Annotated in this window: 15 protein-coding genes; all 15 read left to right on the top strand. The window is 40.6% G+C overall.

Translation table 11 applies throughout. From position 1 onward, the window contains the following. On the top strand, positions 1-558 hold the full coding sequence (frr, locus tag WKU33_RS05645; RefSeq protein WP_156855426.1) for a ribosome recycling factor: 558 nt from the start codon (positions 1-3) through the stop codon (positions 556-558). A gap of 131 nt (positions 559-689) precedes the next feature. Continuing rightward, complete coding sequence (locus tag WKU33_RS05640) at positions 690-941, top strand: hypothetical protein (RefSeq protein WP_340453613.1); 252 nt, start codon at positions 690-692, stop codon at positions 939-941. Positions 942-1,311: 370 nt separating this feature from the next. Further along, positions 1,312-2,073, top strand: coding sequence for an isoprenyl transferase (locus WKU33_RS05635; RefSeq protein ID WP_336251651.1), 762 nt, complete (start codon positions 1,312-1,314; stop codon positions 2,071-2,073). Positions 2,074-2,088: 15 nt separating this feature from the next. Then, the gene (locus tag WKU33_RS05630) at positions 2,089-2,880 is read left to right on the top strand and encodes a phosphatidate cytidylyltransferase (protein WP_156855423.1); all 792 of its coding nucleotides are present in this window, start codon (positions 2,089-2,091) and stop codon (positions 2,878-2,880) included. 111 nt (positions 2,881-2,991) lie between these two features. Next, positions 2,992-4,266: an RIP metalloprotease RseP gene (rseP, locus tag WKU33_RS05625; RefSeq protein WP_340453611.1), complete on the top strand. Its 1,275-nt coding sequence runs from the start codon at positions 2,992-2,994 to the stop codon at positions 4,264-4,266. Between the two features lie 288 nt (positions 4,267-4,554). Continuing rightward, positions 4,555-8,841, top strand: coding sequence for a PolC-type DNA polymerase III (locus WKU33_RS05620; protein ID WP_340453609.1), 4,287 nt, complete (start codon positions 4,555-4,557; stop codon positions 8,839-8,841). Positions 8,842-9,083: 242 nt separating this feature from the next. After that, complete coding sequence (gene rimP, locus WKU33_RS05615) at positions 9,084-9,551, top strand: ribosome maturation factor RimP (protein ID WP_340453607.1); 468 nt, start codon at positions 9,084-9,086, stop codon at positions 9,549-9,551. 18 nt (positions 9,552-9,569) lie between these two features. Beyond that, positions 9,570-10,694: a transcription termination factor NusA gene (gene nusA / locus WKU33_RS05610; protein ID WP_340453606.1), complete on the top strand. Its 1,125-nt coding sequence runs from the start codon at positions 9,570-9,572 to the stop codon at positions 10,692-10,694. 13 nt (positions 10,695-10,707) lie between these two features. Next, positions 10,708-10,980, top strand: coding sequence for an RNase P modulator RnpM (gene rnpM, locus WKU33_RS05605; protein WP_156855418.1), 273 nt, complete (start codon positions 10,708-10,710; stop codon positions 10,978-10,980). After that, complete coding sequence (locus tag WKU33_RS05600) at positions 10,977-11,279, top strand: L7Ae/L30e/S12e/Gadd45 family ribosomal protein (RefSeq protein WP_370459716.1); 303 nt, start codon at positions 10,977-10,979, stop codon at positions 11,277-11,279. The genes rnpM and WKU33_RS05600 overlap by 4 nt, the downstream gene beginning before the upstream one ends. 105 nt (positions 11,280-11,384) lie before the next feature. After that, on the top strand, positions 11,385-13,517 hold the full coding sequence (infB, locus tag WKU33_RS05595; RefSeq protein ID WP_336251653.1) for a translation initiation factor IF-2: 2,133 nt from the start codon (positions 11,385-11,387) through the stop codon (positions 13,515-13,517). Next, positions 13,514-13,792 (top strand): DUF503 domain-containing protein, encoded by a 279-nt coding sequence (locus WKU33_RS05590; protein ID WP_156855415.1) that lies wholly within the window; start codon positions 13,514-13,516, stop codon positions 13,790-13,792. Before infB ends, WKU33_RS05590 begins: the two co-directional genes overlap by 4 nt. A gap of 43 nt (positions 13,793-13,835) precedes the next feature. Further along, positions 13,836-14,177: a 30S ribosome-binding factor RbfA gene (rbfA, locus tag WKU33_RS05585; RefSeq protein ID WP_156855414.1), complete on the top strand. Its 342-nt coding sequence runs from the start codon at positions 13,836-13,838 to the stop codon at positions 14,175-14,177. 84 nt (positions 14,178-14,261) lie between these two features. Continuing rightward, on the top strand, positions 14,262-15,173 hold the full coding sequence (truB, locus tag WKU33_RS05580) for a tRNA pseudouridine(55) synthase TruB (RefSeq protein WP_340453602.1): 912 nt from the start codon (positions 14,262-14,264) through the stop codon (positions 15,171-15,173). Between the two features lie 2 nt (positions 15,174-15,175). Further along, complete coding sequence (gene ribF, locus WKU33_RS05575; protein ID WP_336251655.1) at positions 15,176-16,114, top strand: riboflavin biosynthesis protein RibF; 939 nt, start codon at positions 15,176-15,178, stop codon at positions 16,112-16,114. Positions 16,115-16,214 lie beyond the last annotated feature (100 nt).

The raw sequence follows: 16,214 nt of genomic DNA, 5'->3' as shown, positions 1-16,214 counted from the left end.
ATGGCAAATTCTGTGTTAAGTGAAATGAAGGAAAAAATGGAACTTGCGGTACAAGCATTTATGCGAAACTTAGCTACTGTTCGAGCTGGAAGAGCAAACCCTAACCTATTAGACAGTGTTTTTGTTGATTACTATGGTGCAGCTACACCACTTAATCAACTTGCGTCAGTAGGTGCACCTGAAGCTCGTTTACTTGTCGTAACACCATATGACAAAACGGCACTAGGCGAAATTGAGAAAGGCATTCAGAAAGCGAACCTTGGGCTTTCTCCATCCAATGATGGGAATGTTATCCGCATCAATATTCCAGCATTAACGGAAGAGCGCCGGAAAGAGCTTGTGAAAGTCGTCGGTAAATTCGCGGAAGAATCCCGTGTTCAAGTGCGTAATATCCGTCGTGAGGCTAACGATCAATTAAAAGCTATGGAAAAAGATTCCGAGATCACAGAAGATGAATTACGGAAATTCCAAGATGATGTTCAAAAAGAAACAGATCAGTTCATTGCTAAAATTGAACAGCTGACAAAAGAAAAAGAAAATGAGATTATGGAAGTATAATCTATAGTTAACACTTTAATATTGTTACTAAAATGTGTAAAATCAATGTAGCCCTCTTTTTATAAGGGGGCTTTTGTATTTTTTTGTGATTATCGTTATAATGTAACGTGTACCATGAAGTGAAAAAATGAATGGATAATTTACAAATAAACTCAACTTTCTCATCTAAAAATAAAGTAAACTGCCAAATGCTTTCATTCAGCGTAAGTATTTTGTGCATTCATTTTGCTGGCGTTCTAATTACCGTTCAGTTGCCCGGCGGACGGATGCTTTCCACGGGCACGGCCTCAGCCTCCTCGGAAGAAAACCGCTTCCTGCGGGGTCTTCGGACTCGTGCTATTCCCGTAGGAGTCACCGTCCGCCGGGCAACTGAACTGGTCTAAAGGATTATTTTAAAAAGAAATTATTCCGTTATGATAAGGATTGTACTTCTGGAATATTAAACAGTAATCCAAATCACGCTTTTCCTCGGAGCAGTCCAGACACCTCGAGACTCCTGCAGGAGGAAAGGCATAGGTGAGACCCCGCAGGGCGATAGCCCGAGGAGGCTCACCAGCCGCCTGCGGAAAGCGAGAGGTGTCTGGACTGCGGACCTCCAGAAGTAAGTTGTACACATTTACGCTGAATGAAAGTAATTCGCAGCTGTTTTAGGGGTATAAAGGTTGAGTAATGAAGGGCATCCTTCAAACATATAAATGAAAGTGAAATAATTCTGCAGATGGAGTAGGAAGTCAGAAATTCGGAGGACCTAAGATGTCTATGAAAATACCGTTTATTAAAAATAAACAAGAGGATGACGAGCTCATCAACTTATCAGAGAATATACCGAATCACGTAGCAATTATTATGGACGGGAATGGACGCTGGGCAGAAAGCCGACGCTTGCCTAGAATTGCCGGACATAAAGAGGGCGTAAAAGCAGTAATGAAAGTCGTGCGGGCTGCTAACGATGCCAATGTGAAAGTATTGACTTTATACGCTTTCTCTACCGAGAACTGGAATCGTCCAAAATCGGAAATTGATTTTTTAATGAAGCTGCCTAAAGAATTTTTGCATATTTATCTTCCAGAATTAATGGCAAACAATGTTCGAATTGAAACAATCGGTAATTTTGATGCGCTTCCTGCACACACTCAAAAAACTGTGCAATACGCGATAAACAAAACAAAAGCAAACGATGGACTGCTTCTTAATTTTGCTTTGAATTATGGTAGCAGATATGAAATTATGCGTGCAATCAAACAGATCATGAATGATGTGGATGGGAATAAAGTATCGCTTGATTCATTGGGAGAGGAAGAATTTTCGAAATACCTTTACACAAATGGTCTGTCAGATCCCGACTTGCTCATCCGTACAAGTGGTGAGAAGCGGCTTAGCAATTTCCTACTCTGGCAGCTTGCGTATAGTGAATTTTGGTTTACGGATGTTCTTTGGCCTGATATGGATGAGAATATTTTTAATAAAGCGATACAAGATTATCAAAAAAGGAAACGACGTTACGGAGGTATTTAAGGTGATGAAATTTATATGAAGCAACGGGTTATAACAGCAATTCTTGCACTAATCGTATTCCTTCCATTTGTAATTATTGGCGACTTGCCGTTTATTTTGTTCATCTACTTGCTTGCGACAATCGGCCTGATGGAATTGTTGCGAATGAGGGAAATATCTCTCGTTTCCATTCCAGGATTAATTGGAACGATTGGAATCTGGCTTGTACTGTTACCGGATAAATCGACTCTTTTTTCCATAGAATTTTTATCCATAACAGATATGTTAACTGTAATTATCTTATTTTTATTAGCTTATACTGTATTAGTCAGGAATAAGTTCACATTTGATGAAGCAGGATTCGTTATCCTTACAGCCTTATATGTTGGAATTGGATTTTATTTTCTGATTGAGACAAGACTTGGCACGAGTGGGTTCAGTAATATTCTATTTGCCTTCTTCATCATTTGGGCTACGGATACAGGAGCATATTTTGTTGGGAGGGCACTAGGAAAACGGAAATTATGGCCGGATATTAGTCCGAATAAGACGGTGGAAGGAGCTATCGGGGGAATCGTCACTGCATGTATTGTAGCGGTAATTTTCCATCTTGTACATCCGTTCCCACACTCGTTGTTAATCGTTATTATTGTAACGATTTTTGCGTCGATGGTAGGACAAGTAGGGGATTTGGTGGAATCTGCTTTCAAGCGGAATTATGGAGTAAAAGACTCTGGTAAATTACTACCAGGCCACGGTGGTATCCTCGACCGTTTTGACAGTTTACTTTTTGTTTTGCCATTCCTGCATTTGATCCAATTTATTTAAGAGGGCAACAAATAGCATTGTTCCGTTGTACAAATCGAGGAAAACACGATAAACTTAGCTAAATAGCTAGAGGAAGTAAATAAAGATTTCAGATTGAAAGAGGTGCTTCATTTGACCACAGTCATCGCATTTATATTTATGTTTGGCCTGCTTGTTTTTATTCATGAATGGGGCCATTTGATATTTGCAAAACGCGCTGGCATGCTAGCTAGAGAATTTGCAATCGGGTTTGGTCCAAAAGTTTTCTCTTTTACTAGGAATGAAACATTGTACACCATTCGTCTCATTCCGGCAGGCGGATATGTGCGTGTAGCAGGTGAAGACCCGGAAATAATTGAATTAAAACCTGGACATCATATCGGTGTTGAATTTAATGAAGACAACAAAGTAAATAAGATTATTGTCAACAACAAAGACAAGCATCCGAATGCACGGGTAATCGAAGTCGAACGAGTTGATCTTGATCATGATTTAATCATTGAAGGGTATGAGTTGGGTGATGAAGATACGAAGCTGACATTCCATGTCGATGAGAAAGCATTTTTCATTATGGATGAAAGAGAAACGCAAATTGCTCCATATGATCGGCAATTCGCTTCGAAAACACCTGCACAACGGGCAATGCAATTATTCGCAGGTCCGATGATGAACTTTGTATTGGCAATCGTCATTTTCATTATTATAGGTATCGCTCAGGGAACTCCGGTTAACGAAGCGAAAATGGGAGAAATCGTTGATGGTTCTCCTGCAGCAGAAGCTGGTATGGTTGAGGGAGATGAAGTGATCCGAATTAACGATACCCCGGTTTCCACTTGGGAGGAATTCACTTCCATTGTTAGAGAAAGCCCAGCTAGTGAATTGCAATTGACCTTTGTACGTAATGGTCAGGAAGAACAAGTAATGGTAACGCCTAATGAGGTCGAATCTGTTAACGAAAAAGGAGAACCGATTCATATGGGACAAATCGGTGTCTATCCTGCCTATGAAAAGTCAGTTCTCGGAACACTGACTTATGGATTTGAACGTACGTATGAGACGACAAAACTTATTCTTACTAATTTAATGATGCTAGTAACGGGTCAAGTATCGATTGAATTATTATCAGGACCAGTCGGTATTTACGATGCGACAGACCAGATTGTCCAAACCGGATTTTGGAACTTCCTGCTCTGGACAGCAATGCTCAGTGTAAACCTAGGTGTTATCAACCTGGTTCCATTACCAGCGCTTGACGGTGGCAGGCTCTTATTCGTTGGGATCGAAGCCTTACGAGGAAAACCAGTACCACCTGAAAAAGAAGGGCTTTTTCACTTCGTCGGCTTCGCATTACTCATGCTACTCATGATCGTAGTAACTTGGAATGACATCCAACGACTATTCCTATAACTATCTGTAATGGGATTAAATTACTTTCTACTGGAAGTTCGCAGTCCCGATACCCCTCGCTATCCGCGGGCTCCGCGCGGAGCCCGCGGATAGCGTAGTATATTTCTGGAGCGATAGCACCCTTCCTGCTCAATAGGTGTATAGGGGATGTGGAGCTGGAATAGAACATGACTACAATTTTACAGGCAACATAATCTTAAATAGTTCAAATTACGAAACCCTTGTTTTATAATAAAAGCAAGGGTTTTAAAATGGATGAACAATTATTAGCCAAAGGGAGGAGAAATAATGGATTTATCCAAACAGCAGAAGATGAATATCTTGCTTGAACAGATCGAATTACCGCAGGATATGACAAATCACTTTTCAAATAGTTATTTAAATAAATTAGTTGTTCACAAGAAAACACGAGTTTGGCATTTTTACATATGTGTAGATTCTATCCTTCCTTATCAAGTATATGAAGTTTTTTGCATGAAATTAAGGGAAGCGTTCCGTGATATAGCAAGTGTGGAGCTGACGATCGAAGCGGTAAACTCAGACATAGCTGAAGATAACTTAATTAGTTATTGGAATGATTTCTTACAAAAAGTGCCACCACTATCACCAGCTTATAAGGAATTAGTAGAACAGCAAACACCACAAGTTAACGGTAATAAGATTATGTTAACTGCCAGGAATGAAGCAGAAGCGCAAGCGCTCAAAAATAGATTACTTGAACCGATGCAAAACTATTTTTCTGCGATTGGCGCCACCCAATTCATGCTGGAGATGACAGTGAACAATAACCTTGAGGCGATTCAACGTTTCAAAGAACAGACAGTGCTTGAGGATCAGCGAATTGTCATGAATACAGTGAAAGAAAAGGCGAAGCGTGATAAAACCAAAGTGGAAGATGAAAATAAACCACTCCTTCTAGGTTACCGTATTCCAGATGACCCAGTTGCGATGGAAGTCATCCAGGAAGAGGAGAGAAAAGTTACGATCCAGGGCTATGTATTCTCTGCTGATATTAGAGAGCTAAGATCTGGACGTAGTTTGTTAATTATTAAAGCAACGGATTACACCGATTCCTTAGAGATTAAGATGTTTTCCCGCGGGGACGAAGATGCAGAGAAGTTCAAATCTGCTAAAAAAGGTATGTGGATTAAAGCCCGTGGAAGCATCCAGACGGACATGTATTCCAATGAGCTTGCTATGATGGCGAATGATATCCAAGAGGTAGAAGTAGCTGAGCGGATGGATACAGCACCTGATGAGGAAAAACGAGTTGAGCTGCATGCTCATACTACAATGAGTCAGATGGATGCGGTCGTCTCACCTGGTGCACTTGTTGCTCAAGCGGCAAAATGGGGACATAAAGCAGTAGCAATAACCGACCATGCCGGAGTACAAGGCTTTCCCGAAGCACATGCGGCGAGTAAAAAACATGACATTAAAGTTCTTTATGGTGTAGAAGCCAATGTGGTGGATGATGGTGTTCCGATCGCCTATAATTCAGCAGATATTGAGCTTTCTGATGCCAGTTATGTTGTTTTCGACGTGGAGACGACAGGGCTTTCAGCAGTATATGATACGATAATTGAACTTGCCGGCGTCCGAATCCACCAAGGAGAAGTTGTAGATCGCTTTGAATCTTTCGCCAACCCGCATCATCCTCTATCGGAAACAACAATTAATCTAACGGGAATTACGGATGACATGGTTAAAGATGCGCCTGAAGTAGGACAAGTGCTAAAAGATTTCAACGATTGGATGGGTAACGATATCCTTGTTGCCCATAATGCATCCTTTGATATAGGATTTCTTAATCAAGGTTTTGAAAGGATTGGACTCGGGAAAGTTACCAATCCCGTTATCGATACACTAGAACTTGCAAGGTTTTTACTGCCACAATTGAAGAACCACCGGCTGAATACACTATGTAAACATATGGATATTGAATTAACACAGCATCACCGCGCAATTTATGATGCGGAGGCAACAGGTTATTTAACGTGGAAATTTGTGCAGCAGTTATTGGAACAAGATATTACGAATCATCTGAAGCTGAATAATCATATGGGTGAAAGTGATGCCTATCAGCGTTCCCGTCCCTTCCATTGTACGATTTTAGCGCAGAATGAGGTTGGCTTGAAAAACTTGTATAAGTTAGTTTCGTACGCCCATATTAATTATTTCTACCGGGTTCCCCGAATACCGCGTTCCGTATTGGAGAAAAATCGCGAAGGATTAATTATCGGGACAGCTTGCGATCAAGGTGAAGTCTTTGAAAAGATGATGCAGACGTCAGCAGAAGAAGCGGAGAAGGTAGCGGAGTTCTATGATTACATTGAAATACAGCCACCTTCCAACTATGTCCATTTAATCGATAAGGAATTAGTGCAAAATGAAGCTCAGATATTTGATATTCTTAAGAAACTCGTCGCACTCGGGGGAAAACTGAATAAACCCGTAGTAGCAACAGGGAATGTGCATTATTTAAATGAGAATGATAAGCAATACCGCCAAATATTGATTTCTTCTCAAGCCGGAAATCCGTTAAATCGTCAAACTTTACCAGATACACCAATGCGCACGACAGGAGAAATGCTTGAAGCCTTTAAGTTTTTAGGTGAAGAAAAAGCGTATGAAATTGTCGTGAAAAATACGCAAGAGTTAGCAGAAGGACTTGAGGCCATTTCACCGATTAAAGATGGCTTATTTACACCGACGATTGAAGGTGCGGAACAAGAAATGCGGGATCTTTGTTATACAAAAGCGAAAGAAATTTATGGTGATCCACTACCCGAAATTGTCACAGCTCGCCTGGAAAAAGAGTTGGATAGTATTATCGGGAACGGCTTCTCCGTTATTTACCTGATTTCCCACAAACTCGTTAAGAAATCTTTAGATGATGGTTATCTCGTCGGATCCAGAGGTTCTGTCGGTTCATCATTTGTTGCAACGATGACAGAGATTACGGAAGTGAACCCACTTGTTCCGCATTATGTTTGTCTGGAGTGTAATTATAGTGAGTTCATTACGGACGGTTCGGTTGCAAGTGGTTTCGACTTACCTGATAAAGCTTGCCCGGAATGTGGTACAGATTTAACGAAGGATGGTCAAGACATCCCGTTTGAAACGTTCCTTGGCTTTAAAGGAGATAAAGTACCGGATATTGATTTGAACTTCTCCGGAACCTATCAACCAAGGGCCCATAATTATACGAAAGAGCTGTTTGGGGATGACTATGTTTTCCGAGCAGGAACGATAGGAACGATAGCGGATAAAACAGCTTACGGTTACGTTAAAGGATACGCAAATGATCGGAATCTAAAATTCAAACGAGCGGAAATCGATCGCCTCGTGCAAGGTTGTACTGGAGTGAAACGAACGACAGGGCAACACCCTGGCGGAATTATCGTTGTACCAGAGGATAAAGAAATCTTTGACTTTACACCGATTCAATTTCCAGCAGATGACCGGAAGAGTGAGTGGCGGACAACCCATTTTGATTTCCATTCTATTGATGAAAATCTATTGAAGCTCGATATACTTGGTCATGATGATCCGACTGTGATTCGGATGCTGCAAGACTTGAGTGGAATCGATCCGCAAGATATTCCAACCGACGATGCGGAAGTAATGAAAATCTTTTCCGGGACAGAGTCTCTTGGAGTCACTCCAGAACAGATTAATTGTAAAACGGGTACACTTGGAGTACCGGAATTTGGAACTCGTTTTGTCCGACAAATGCTTGAGGATACAAAACCAAGCACCTTCGCAGAGCTATTGATAATTTCTGGTTTGTCCCACGGTACGGATGTATGGCTTGGGAACGCTCAGGATTTAATCAATGAAGGAATTTGCGAACTAGCCGATGTAATTGGTTGCCGGGACGATATTATGGTTTATCTGATGCAAAAAGGCCTCGAACCAGCACTTGCCTTTACAATCATGGAATTTGTTCGTAAGGGAAGAGGATTGAAGGATGAATGGATTAGCGAAATGAAGAAACATAATGTGCCAGATTGGTATATTGAATCATGTAAAAAGATTAAGTATATGTTCCCTAAAGCCCACGCAGCGGCTTACGTATTAATGGCAATTCGGATTGCATACTTTAAAGTCCATCACCCAATCCTTTTCTATGCAGCTTATTTCACTGTCCGTGCGAATGACTTTGACCTTGATTCCATGATTAAAGGTTCATCTGCGATCAGACAAAAAATTGACGGAATCACAGCAAAAGGAAATGATGCCTCACCAAAGGAGAAATCTCTCCTAACGGTACTTGAGGTAGCGCTTGAGATGTGTGAGCGTGGTTTCTCTTTCCAAAAAGTTGATTTATACCGTTCAAGTGCGACGGAATTCATTGTGGAAGGAGATACACTAATCCCTCCATTTAATGCAGTTGACGGCTTAGGTACGAACGCTGCCATAAATATTGTGGAAGCAAGAAAAGATGGAGAATTTTTATCAAAAGAAGATTTCCATGAACGAAGCAAAGTACCGAAGACTGTCCTTGAGTATCTTGACCAGCATGGTTGCTTGGAGGGAATGGCAGAGAAGAACCAACTATCGCTCTTTTAACATACCAGTTATTTGCAAACATATTCCTGCTATGATATAATAATTTTCGGAAAGTGTCGATTGAACGATTTTAAGGAGTGGGTTTCTAGCCCACTCCTTCTTCTTAGAATTTATGCTCTTACTTCGCCCCTAGCCCCTACATGACAGGCTAGGGTTTTATATTGCCACTTTACTACTTTAAAATGAAAAAGATTAAACTTGTGCATAATAAGGAATAAATGGTAGTAGAAGGAGGATGACGGATGACTTCGGTTATTGAAACAACAGAACAATTAGTGAATCCGATTTTAGAACAGAATGGTTTAGAACTGGTTGATATTGAATATGTGAAGGAAGGAAAGAACTGGTTCCTGCGCGTTTATATTGATAAACCGGGTGGTGTCGATATCGCGGAATGTGGACTTGTATCAGAGCAACTGAGTGAAAAGCTCGACGAAACTGATCCAATTAAAGATGCCTATTTTCTCGAAGTATCTTCACCTGGTGCGGAAAGACCGCTCAAAACAAAAGCAGATATAGAAGCAAATATTAATAAAAATGTTTATGTTACATTATACGCACCCATTGATGGTGAAAAGGAATATGAAGGAGTATTAACCAGCTTTGAAAATGATTGTCTAACCATTGAATACAAGGTGAAAACAACGAAGAAACAAGTGGAGATTCCATATGAAAAGGTAGCTAAAGCAAGATTAGCTGTAACGTTCTAAAAAGGGGGATAATGAAAAGTGAGCAGTCAGTTGTTTGATGCGATTGATTTATTAGCAGAGGAAAAAGGCATTGAAAAAGAAATATTAATTGAAGCATTGGAAGCTGCATTAATATCAGCATATAAAAAGAATTTCCAATCTGCAACGAACGTGCGAGTTGAACTTAACGAAGAAAAAGGCAGTATGAAAGTATTTTCAAGAAAAGCGATTGTAGAAGAAGTAGAGGATACCCAACAGGAAATATCGTTGGCGGAAGCAAAGGAAATCGACCCGAATTATGAAGTGGATGATGTAATCGAAGTAGAGGTTACACCGAAAGACTTCGGTCGGATTGCTGCCCAGGCGGCAAAGCAGGTAGTAACACAGCGGGTAAGGGAAGCAGAACGGGGCGTTATTTATTCCGAATATGTCGACCGAGAAGATGATGTCATGACTGGAATCATCCAGCGTAAAGATGCCCGCTTTATTTATGTAAACTTAGGAAAGATTGAAGCAAAGCTTGCTGAAGCGGAGCAAATGCCGACAGAAGAGTATCACACCCATGATCGTCTCAAAGTATATGTAACGAAAGTGGAGAATACAAGTAAAGGGCCACAGATCTATATTTCAAGATCACATCCAGGCTTGTTGAAGCGATTATTTGAAATGGAAGTACCTGAAATTTATGATGGTATCGTTGAAATTAAATCAGTAGCACGGGAAGCTGGCGACCGTTCAAAAATTTCCGTTTATGCGGAGAACGAAGAGATTGATGCAGTAGGTGCTTGTGTCGGACCAAGAGGTCAGCGTGTCCAGGCGATAGTTGATGAATTGAAGGGTGAGAAAATCGATATCGTCGAATGGGCAGAAGACCCGGTTGTTTACGTATCGAACGCACTCAGTCCTTCTAAGGTCATTGATGTGCTCGTAAACGAAGAAGAGAAAGCAACAACAGTTATTGTTCCTGATTATCAACTATCTTTAGCAATTGGTAAGCGTGGGCAAAATGCTCGGCTTGCTGCCAAGCTGACAGGCTGGAAAATCGACATTAAGAGTGAGACTGAAGCTAAAAATGAAGGCCTGCTCGAGGATGATCTCGAAGATGATAGTGAAACAACTGAAAAAGAATCTTATTCAATGAATGATAACGATTTGTTTGAATAGGAGGAATTAAAAAATGGCGACAAAACGTAAAATACCAGAAAGAAAATGTGTTGTAACAGGGGAAATGCGACCAAAAAAAGAACTGATCCGTATTGTACGGAATAAAGCCGGAGAAGTATTTGTCGACCCGACAGGGAAAAAGAACGGCAGGGGCGCATATGTAACCGGAACATTGGAAGTTATTGATAAAGCTGAACAATCCAATGTTCTTGCTCGAACGTTAAATGCTGAAGTTGAACCAGCAATCTATGAAGAATTACGAGAACTTGTGAGAAGTGAATCATGAAGAATTATTTGAATTTACTTGGTCTCGCCTTTCGGGCCGGAAAATGTTCTGTTGGGGAAGATGCTATTTTACGAGATGTTCGCAGCCAGAAGGCAAAGCTCGTAATACTGGCCCATGATACAGGGGACCAGACGAAGAAACGCATTACCGATAAATGCAAGTATTACCGGGTTCCTTATGTTATTGCCGAAGAGGACCGGGAAACATTATCGAATGCGATAGGAAAATCCCAAAGAGTTGCGATTGCAGTACTGGATGCAGGTTTTGCTAAGAAGATCCGCTCGTACTTTGCCGGATAAGATAGTATGAATCCATTTTAATTGCATAAGTGCAACTAAGGCATTCGCCGTAAAGCCTTGGCGAATGCCAAGTTTTCTAAGGTAATTAATTTCGGGGGTGAACGTATGACTAAAATGCGTGTATATGAATATGCTAAAAAGAATCAAGTAACGAGTAAACAAGTGATTAACTATTTAAAAGAAATGAATGTGGAAGTGGCGAATCACATGTCTACGATCTCGGAGAATACCGTGAAATCACTTGATAAAAAGTTTAATCCATCGACTAACGATAGAGAAAAACAGAAGACAACCACTCAGTCGAAACCAAAACAGAAAAAAGACGATACGAAACAGAAGTCTTCTGATAAAAGACATAACAACAAAGGGAGTCAACAAATGACAGGAAAAAGAGGCCAGCAAAAGACTCACCGTAATAAAAATCGAAACCAAAAGAGACGAGACCAGCAAAGAAGCAAACCGACACAACCGGCACCGGATTTAACGCCGAAGAAGATTACGTATAATAATACGCTAACGGTTAGTGAACTTGCAGCAAAGCTACACAAAAAAGAATCTGAGATCATTAAAAAACTCATGTTTTTAGGTGTGATGGCTACGAAAAACCAGGATCTTGATGATGATACGATTGAATTAATCTGCGGTGAGTATAATGTTGAAGTAGAAAAGGAAATTGTACTAGAGGACACAGATTTTGAAAAATATCGCGTAGAAGAGAAAGAAGAGAACTTACAGGAACGACCTGCTGTTGTGACGATTATGGGACACGTAGACCACGGGAAAACAACAACACTAGACTCCATTCGAAAAACAAAAGTAACAGCAGGAGAAGCTGGAGGGATCACACAGCATATCGGGGCTTATCAAGTAGAAGCAAATGGGAAGAAGATCACTTTCCTCGATACACCGGGCCACGCTGCTTTCACAAGCATGCGTTCACGTGGCGCTCAAGTTACGGATATCGCAATTCTAGTCGTTGCTGCGGATGACGGTGTAATGCCACAGACCGTTGAAGCGATCAACCATGCAAAAGCAGCTGAGGTTCCAATTATTGTTGCTGTTAATAAAATGGATAAAGAATCAGCAAATCCTGACCGCGTTATGCAGGAGTTAACAGAATACGAATTAATCCCTGAAGACTGGGGCGGGGATACGATTTTCGTTAATATTTCAGCAATCAAAAACGAGGGTATTGATGATCTCCTTGAGATGGTGTTACTCGTCGCGGAAGTTGAAGAACTAAAAGCGAATCCGAATGCCAATGCATCCGGTACGGTGATTGATGCGCAGTTGGATAAAGGAAGAGGTTCTGTAGCGACATTACTCGTCCAGAATGGAACGCTCCATGTAGGTGATTCCCTCGTTGTCGGGAACACATATGGTCGAGTACGCGCGATGGTAAATGATATGCGGGAGCGGGTTGAACAAGTTGGCCCGTCTACACCAGTGGAAATTACCGGTCTTAACGGTGTACCACAAGCCGGGGATCAATTCCTCGTATTTGAAGATGAGAAGAAAGCAAGACAAGTCGGTGAGGCACGAGAGCAGAAATTTATTGTGGAAAACCGGGGACAACAGAGTAAAGTAAGCCTTGACGATTTATTCGAGCAAATTAAGCAAGGTGAAATGAAAGACTTAAATATTATTATTAAAGCGGATGTTCAAGGTTCAGCTGAAGCACTTTCCTCTTCTCTACAAAAAATTGAAGTAGAAGGCGTTAAGGTAAAAATCATCCACACTGGAGTAGGAGCGATAACAGAGTCTGATATTATTTTGGCATCTGCTTCAAATGCAATCGTCATCGGTTTCAACGTAAGACCTGATGTAAATGCGAAAAACGCTGCAGAAAGAGAAAAAGTCGATGTAAGAACGCATCGTGTCATCTATAAGGCAATTGAAGAAATCGAAGCAGCGATGAAGGGCTTGCTTGATCCTGAATTCGAAGAGAAAGTTATTGGACAAGCGGAAGTTCGTGAAACATTTAAAGTTTCCCGAATCGGAACAATCGCTGGAAGCTATGTTACGGATGGTAAGATTACGAGAGACTCTGGGGTCAGAGTAATCCGTGATGGAGTTGTCCTGTTCGAAGGTGAGATCGCTGCACTGAAACGATTTAAAGATGATGTACGTGAAGTAGCGACTAACTATGAGTGCGGAATTACAATTTCGAACTTTAATGATATTAAAGAAGGAGACGTTATCGAAGCATTTATTATGGAGGAAATTAAACGCACATGATCCTCTATGCTGAAATAGAGTGCTTCTTTTACGAAGGAAATTCGCTTAAAGCAAAACGTTCCTTATTAAAAAGGATATTTGCCAAATTGACGAAAGACTTTAATGTTGCCGTTGCCGAGTTAGAATATCAAGACCTCTGGCAACGGACAAAGTTTGGCGTTGTGACAGTATCGGCAAGTACAGTACATGCAGAGAAAATAATTCAGCAAGTGCTGCGGGTTGTTGATCAATATCCCGAATTGGAGCGGACCCTTACAACGGTTGAGGAACGCTAACCCTCCTTCAAGCAATTAATTATTTTCTGAATGAGGTGAGATGATGTCAGAATTACGTGCTAATCGGGTTGCTGAACAGATGAAAAAAGAATTAGGCGAAATTTTAACGATGAAACTGAAAGATCCTAGAATTGGCTTTGTTACAGTTACAGATGTAGAAGTCACCGGAGATCTTCAGCAAGCTACCATCTATATTTCTGTACTCGGTTCAGAGAAAGAAAAACAAGATACTTTACTTGGATTAACGAAAGCTAAAGGATTTATCCGTTCAGAAATCGGGAAACGAATCCGTCTGAGAAAGACACCTGAACTTCTTTTTGAATTTGATGAAGCATACGAGTATGGAAACCGGATTGAAACTATTTTACGAGATTTAAATAAATAAATGGTAAATCTGACTCCTCAGTTAAGTGGACAGAGTCAGATTTTTCCATGATTCTTTTGCTTGTATGGAACGGGAGTGAAAGAGATGGACGGAATTCTGCCGTTATGGAAACCAAGAGGGATGACCTCCCATGATTGCGTTATGAAGATAAGACGAATTTACAAGACGAGAAAGGTTGGACATACAGGGACGCTTGACCCGGAAGTAGAAGGTGTACTTCCTATCTGCATCGGTCAAGCTACGAAAGTTGTACCGTTCTTGACAGATACAAAGAAAACATATATCGCCGAATTAAAGTTAGGGCAAACGACAGAAACAGAAGATAGCTACGGTGAAATTGTTGAAACGATGGAAGTTGATGCATTTCCTGAAACCAGTGAAATTGACACATGCTTCAAATCCTTCTTAGGCGTGACGGAGCAAACCCCACCAATGTATTCAGCTGTTAAAGTAAACGGTAAGAAGCTGTATGAATATGCAAGGGCAAATAAAGAAGTCGAGCGACCAATACGTAATATTGAGATATATTCCATTAAGCGCTTAGCACAAAATAAAAATGATCAAACGATCCGATTCCAAGTCACTTGTTCGAAGGGAACTTATATCCGCACACTTTGTGTCGACATTGGGAAAAGGCTAGGATATCCTGCTCATATGTCATTCCTTGAAAGAACCCAGACTGGGAATTTTACTAAAGAGGAAGCAGTAACATTCGAACAGCTTGAAAAAACCGCTACTGAAGCGGAACGAGCAGCATGGCTCAAACCGCTCCTATCCGGAGTTGATCATTTATCTTCCATTGAAGTATCTGAACAGGTAAAGAGAAAAGTACAGCATGGCCAAAAACTGCCTCGACCTGACGAATTGCCGAGGACGAATCCGTTTTTGATGGTGCACCACGGTGAACTATTGGCCATTTATCAGCTTTATGAAAAAAGTAAGCAAGAAATAAAGCCAGTTCGTGTATTTCAGCTTGATAAAAAAGTAGGTGAATAGATATGAGAACATTTGAATTAACTTATCCACACACGCTTTCTGGAGTGGACATGCCCGAAACAGTCAGTGCGATTGGTTTTTTTGACGGGATACATAAAGGTCATCAGCAATTAATCAAGAAAGCGGTTGAAATAGCAAAAGAAAGAAATATGGAGAGTGCTGTAATTACGTTTCATCCTCACCCATCTGTCATATTGAAAAAGGGGATAGAACATGTGCAATATATAACGCCTCTTCGCGAAAAACAAGAAATTCTTCAGCAAATGAATGTTGATAGACTCTATATTATTAAATTTAACGAAGAACTATCGAAATTGAGTCCTCAAGCTTTCATAGATCATTTTATAATTGGATTAAATATTAAGCATCTTGTTGCAGGCTTCGATTACAGCTTTGGCCATAAAGGATCTGGAAATATGCAGAATATCGCGGAATATTCCAGAGGTGAATTTGATTATACGGTTATCGACAAAGTTTCACTGGATGATGAAAAAATCAGCTCCACTCGGATCAGAAACTTGTTGAAACAAGGAGACGTAGCGGCAGTCAATCAGTTGCTTGGACGCCCTTTAAAATATACAAGTACCGTTATTCGAGGTGCAAAGCGCGGTGGCCCGGAACTTGGCTATCCTACGGCGAATTTACGAATTAATGAAGAAGCACTTCTGCCTAAGATTGGTATTTATGCTGTGAAAATACGATACAAGAATGCGATTTATGAAGGAATGGCAAGTGTTGGGACGAACCCGACTTTCAAAGAAGATAAAGGAAATTTATCCGTTGAAGTGAATATCTTTGATTATAATAATGATTTATACGGAGAAGAATTACAGATTGAATGGCATGAGTTCATTCGGGATGAGAAGAAATTTGCCGGCAAAGAAGAACTAATCGCACAACTTGCCGACGACGAAAAAACAATCCGCAATTATTTCCGATAAATTACTCAACATTTACAGTCTGAAACAGCAGTTCATGTAAAAAATATTGATTAAAAACTTGATTTTATCTGGAGTTAAAGCTATACTAATGTAGATAAAC

The sequence above is a fragment of the Oceanobacillus sp. HCA-5259 genome, assembly GCF_037892815.1.
GTDB classification, from domain to species: domain Bacteria; phylum Bacillota; class Bacilli; order Bacillales; family Amphibacillaceae; genus Oceanobacillus; species Oceanobacillus indicireducens.
The sequence above is the reverse complement of the archived record's forward strand: the minus strand, read 5'-3'. Positions and strand labels throughout refer to the sequence as shown.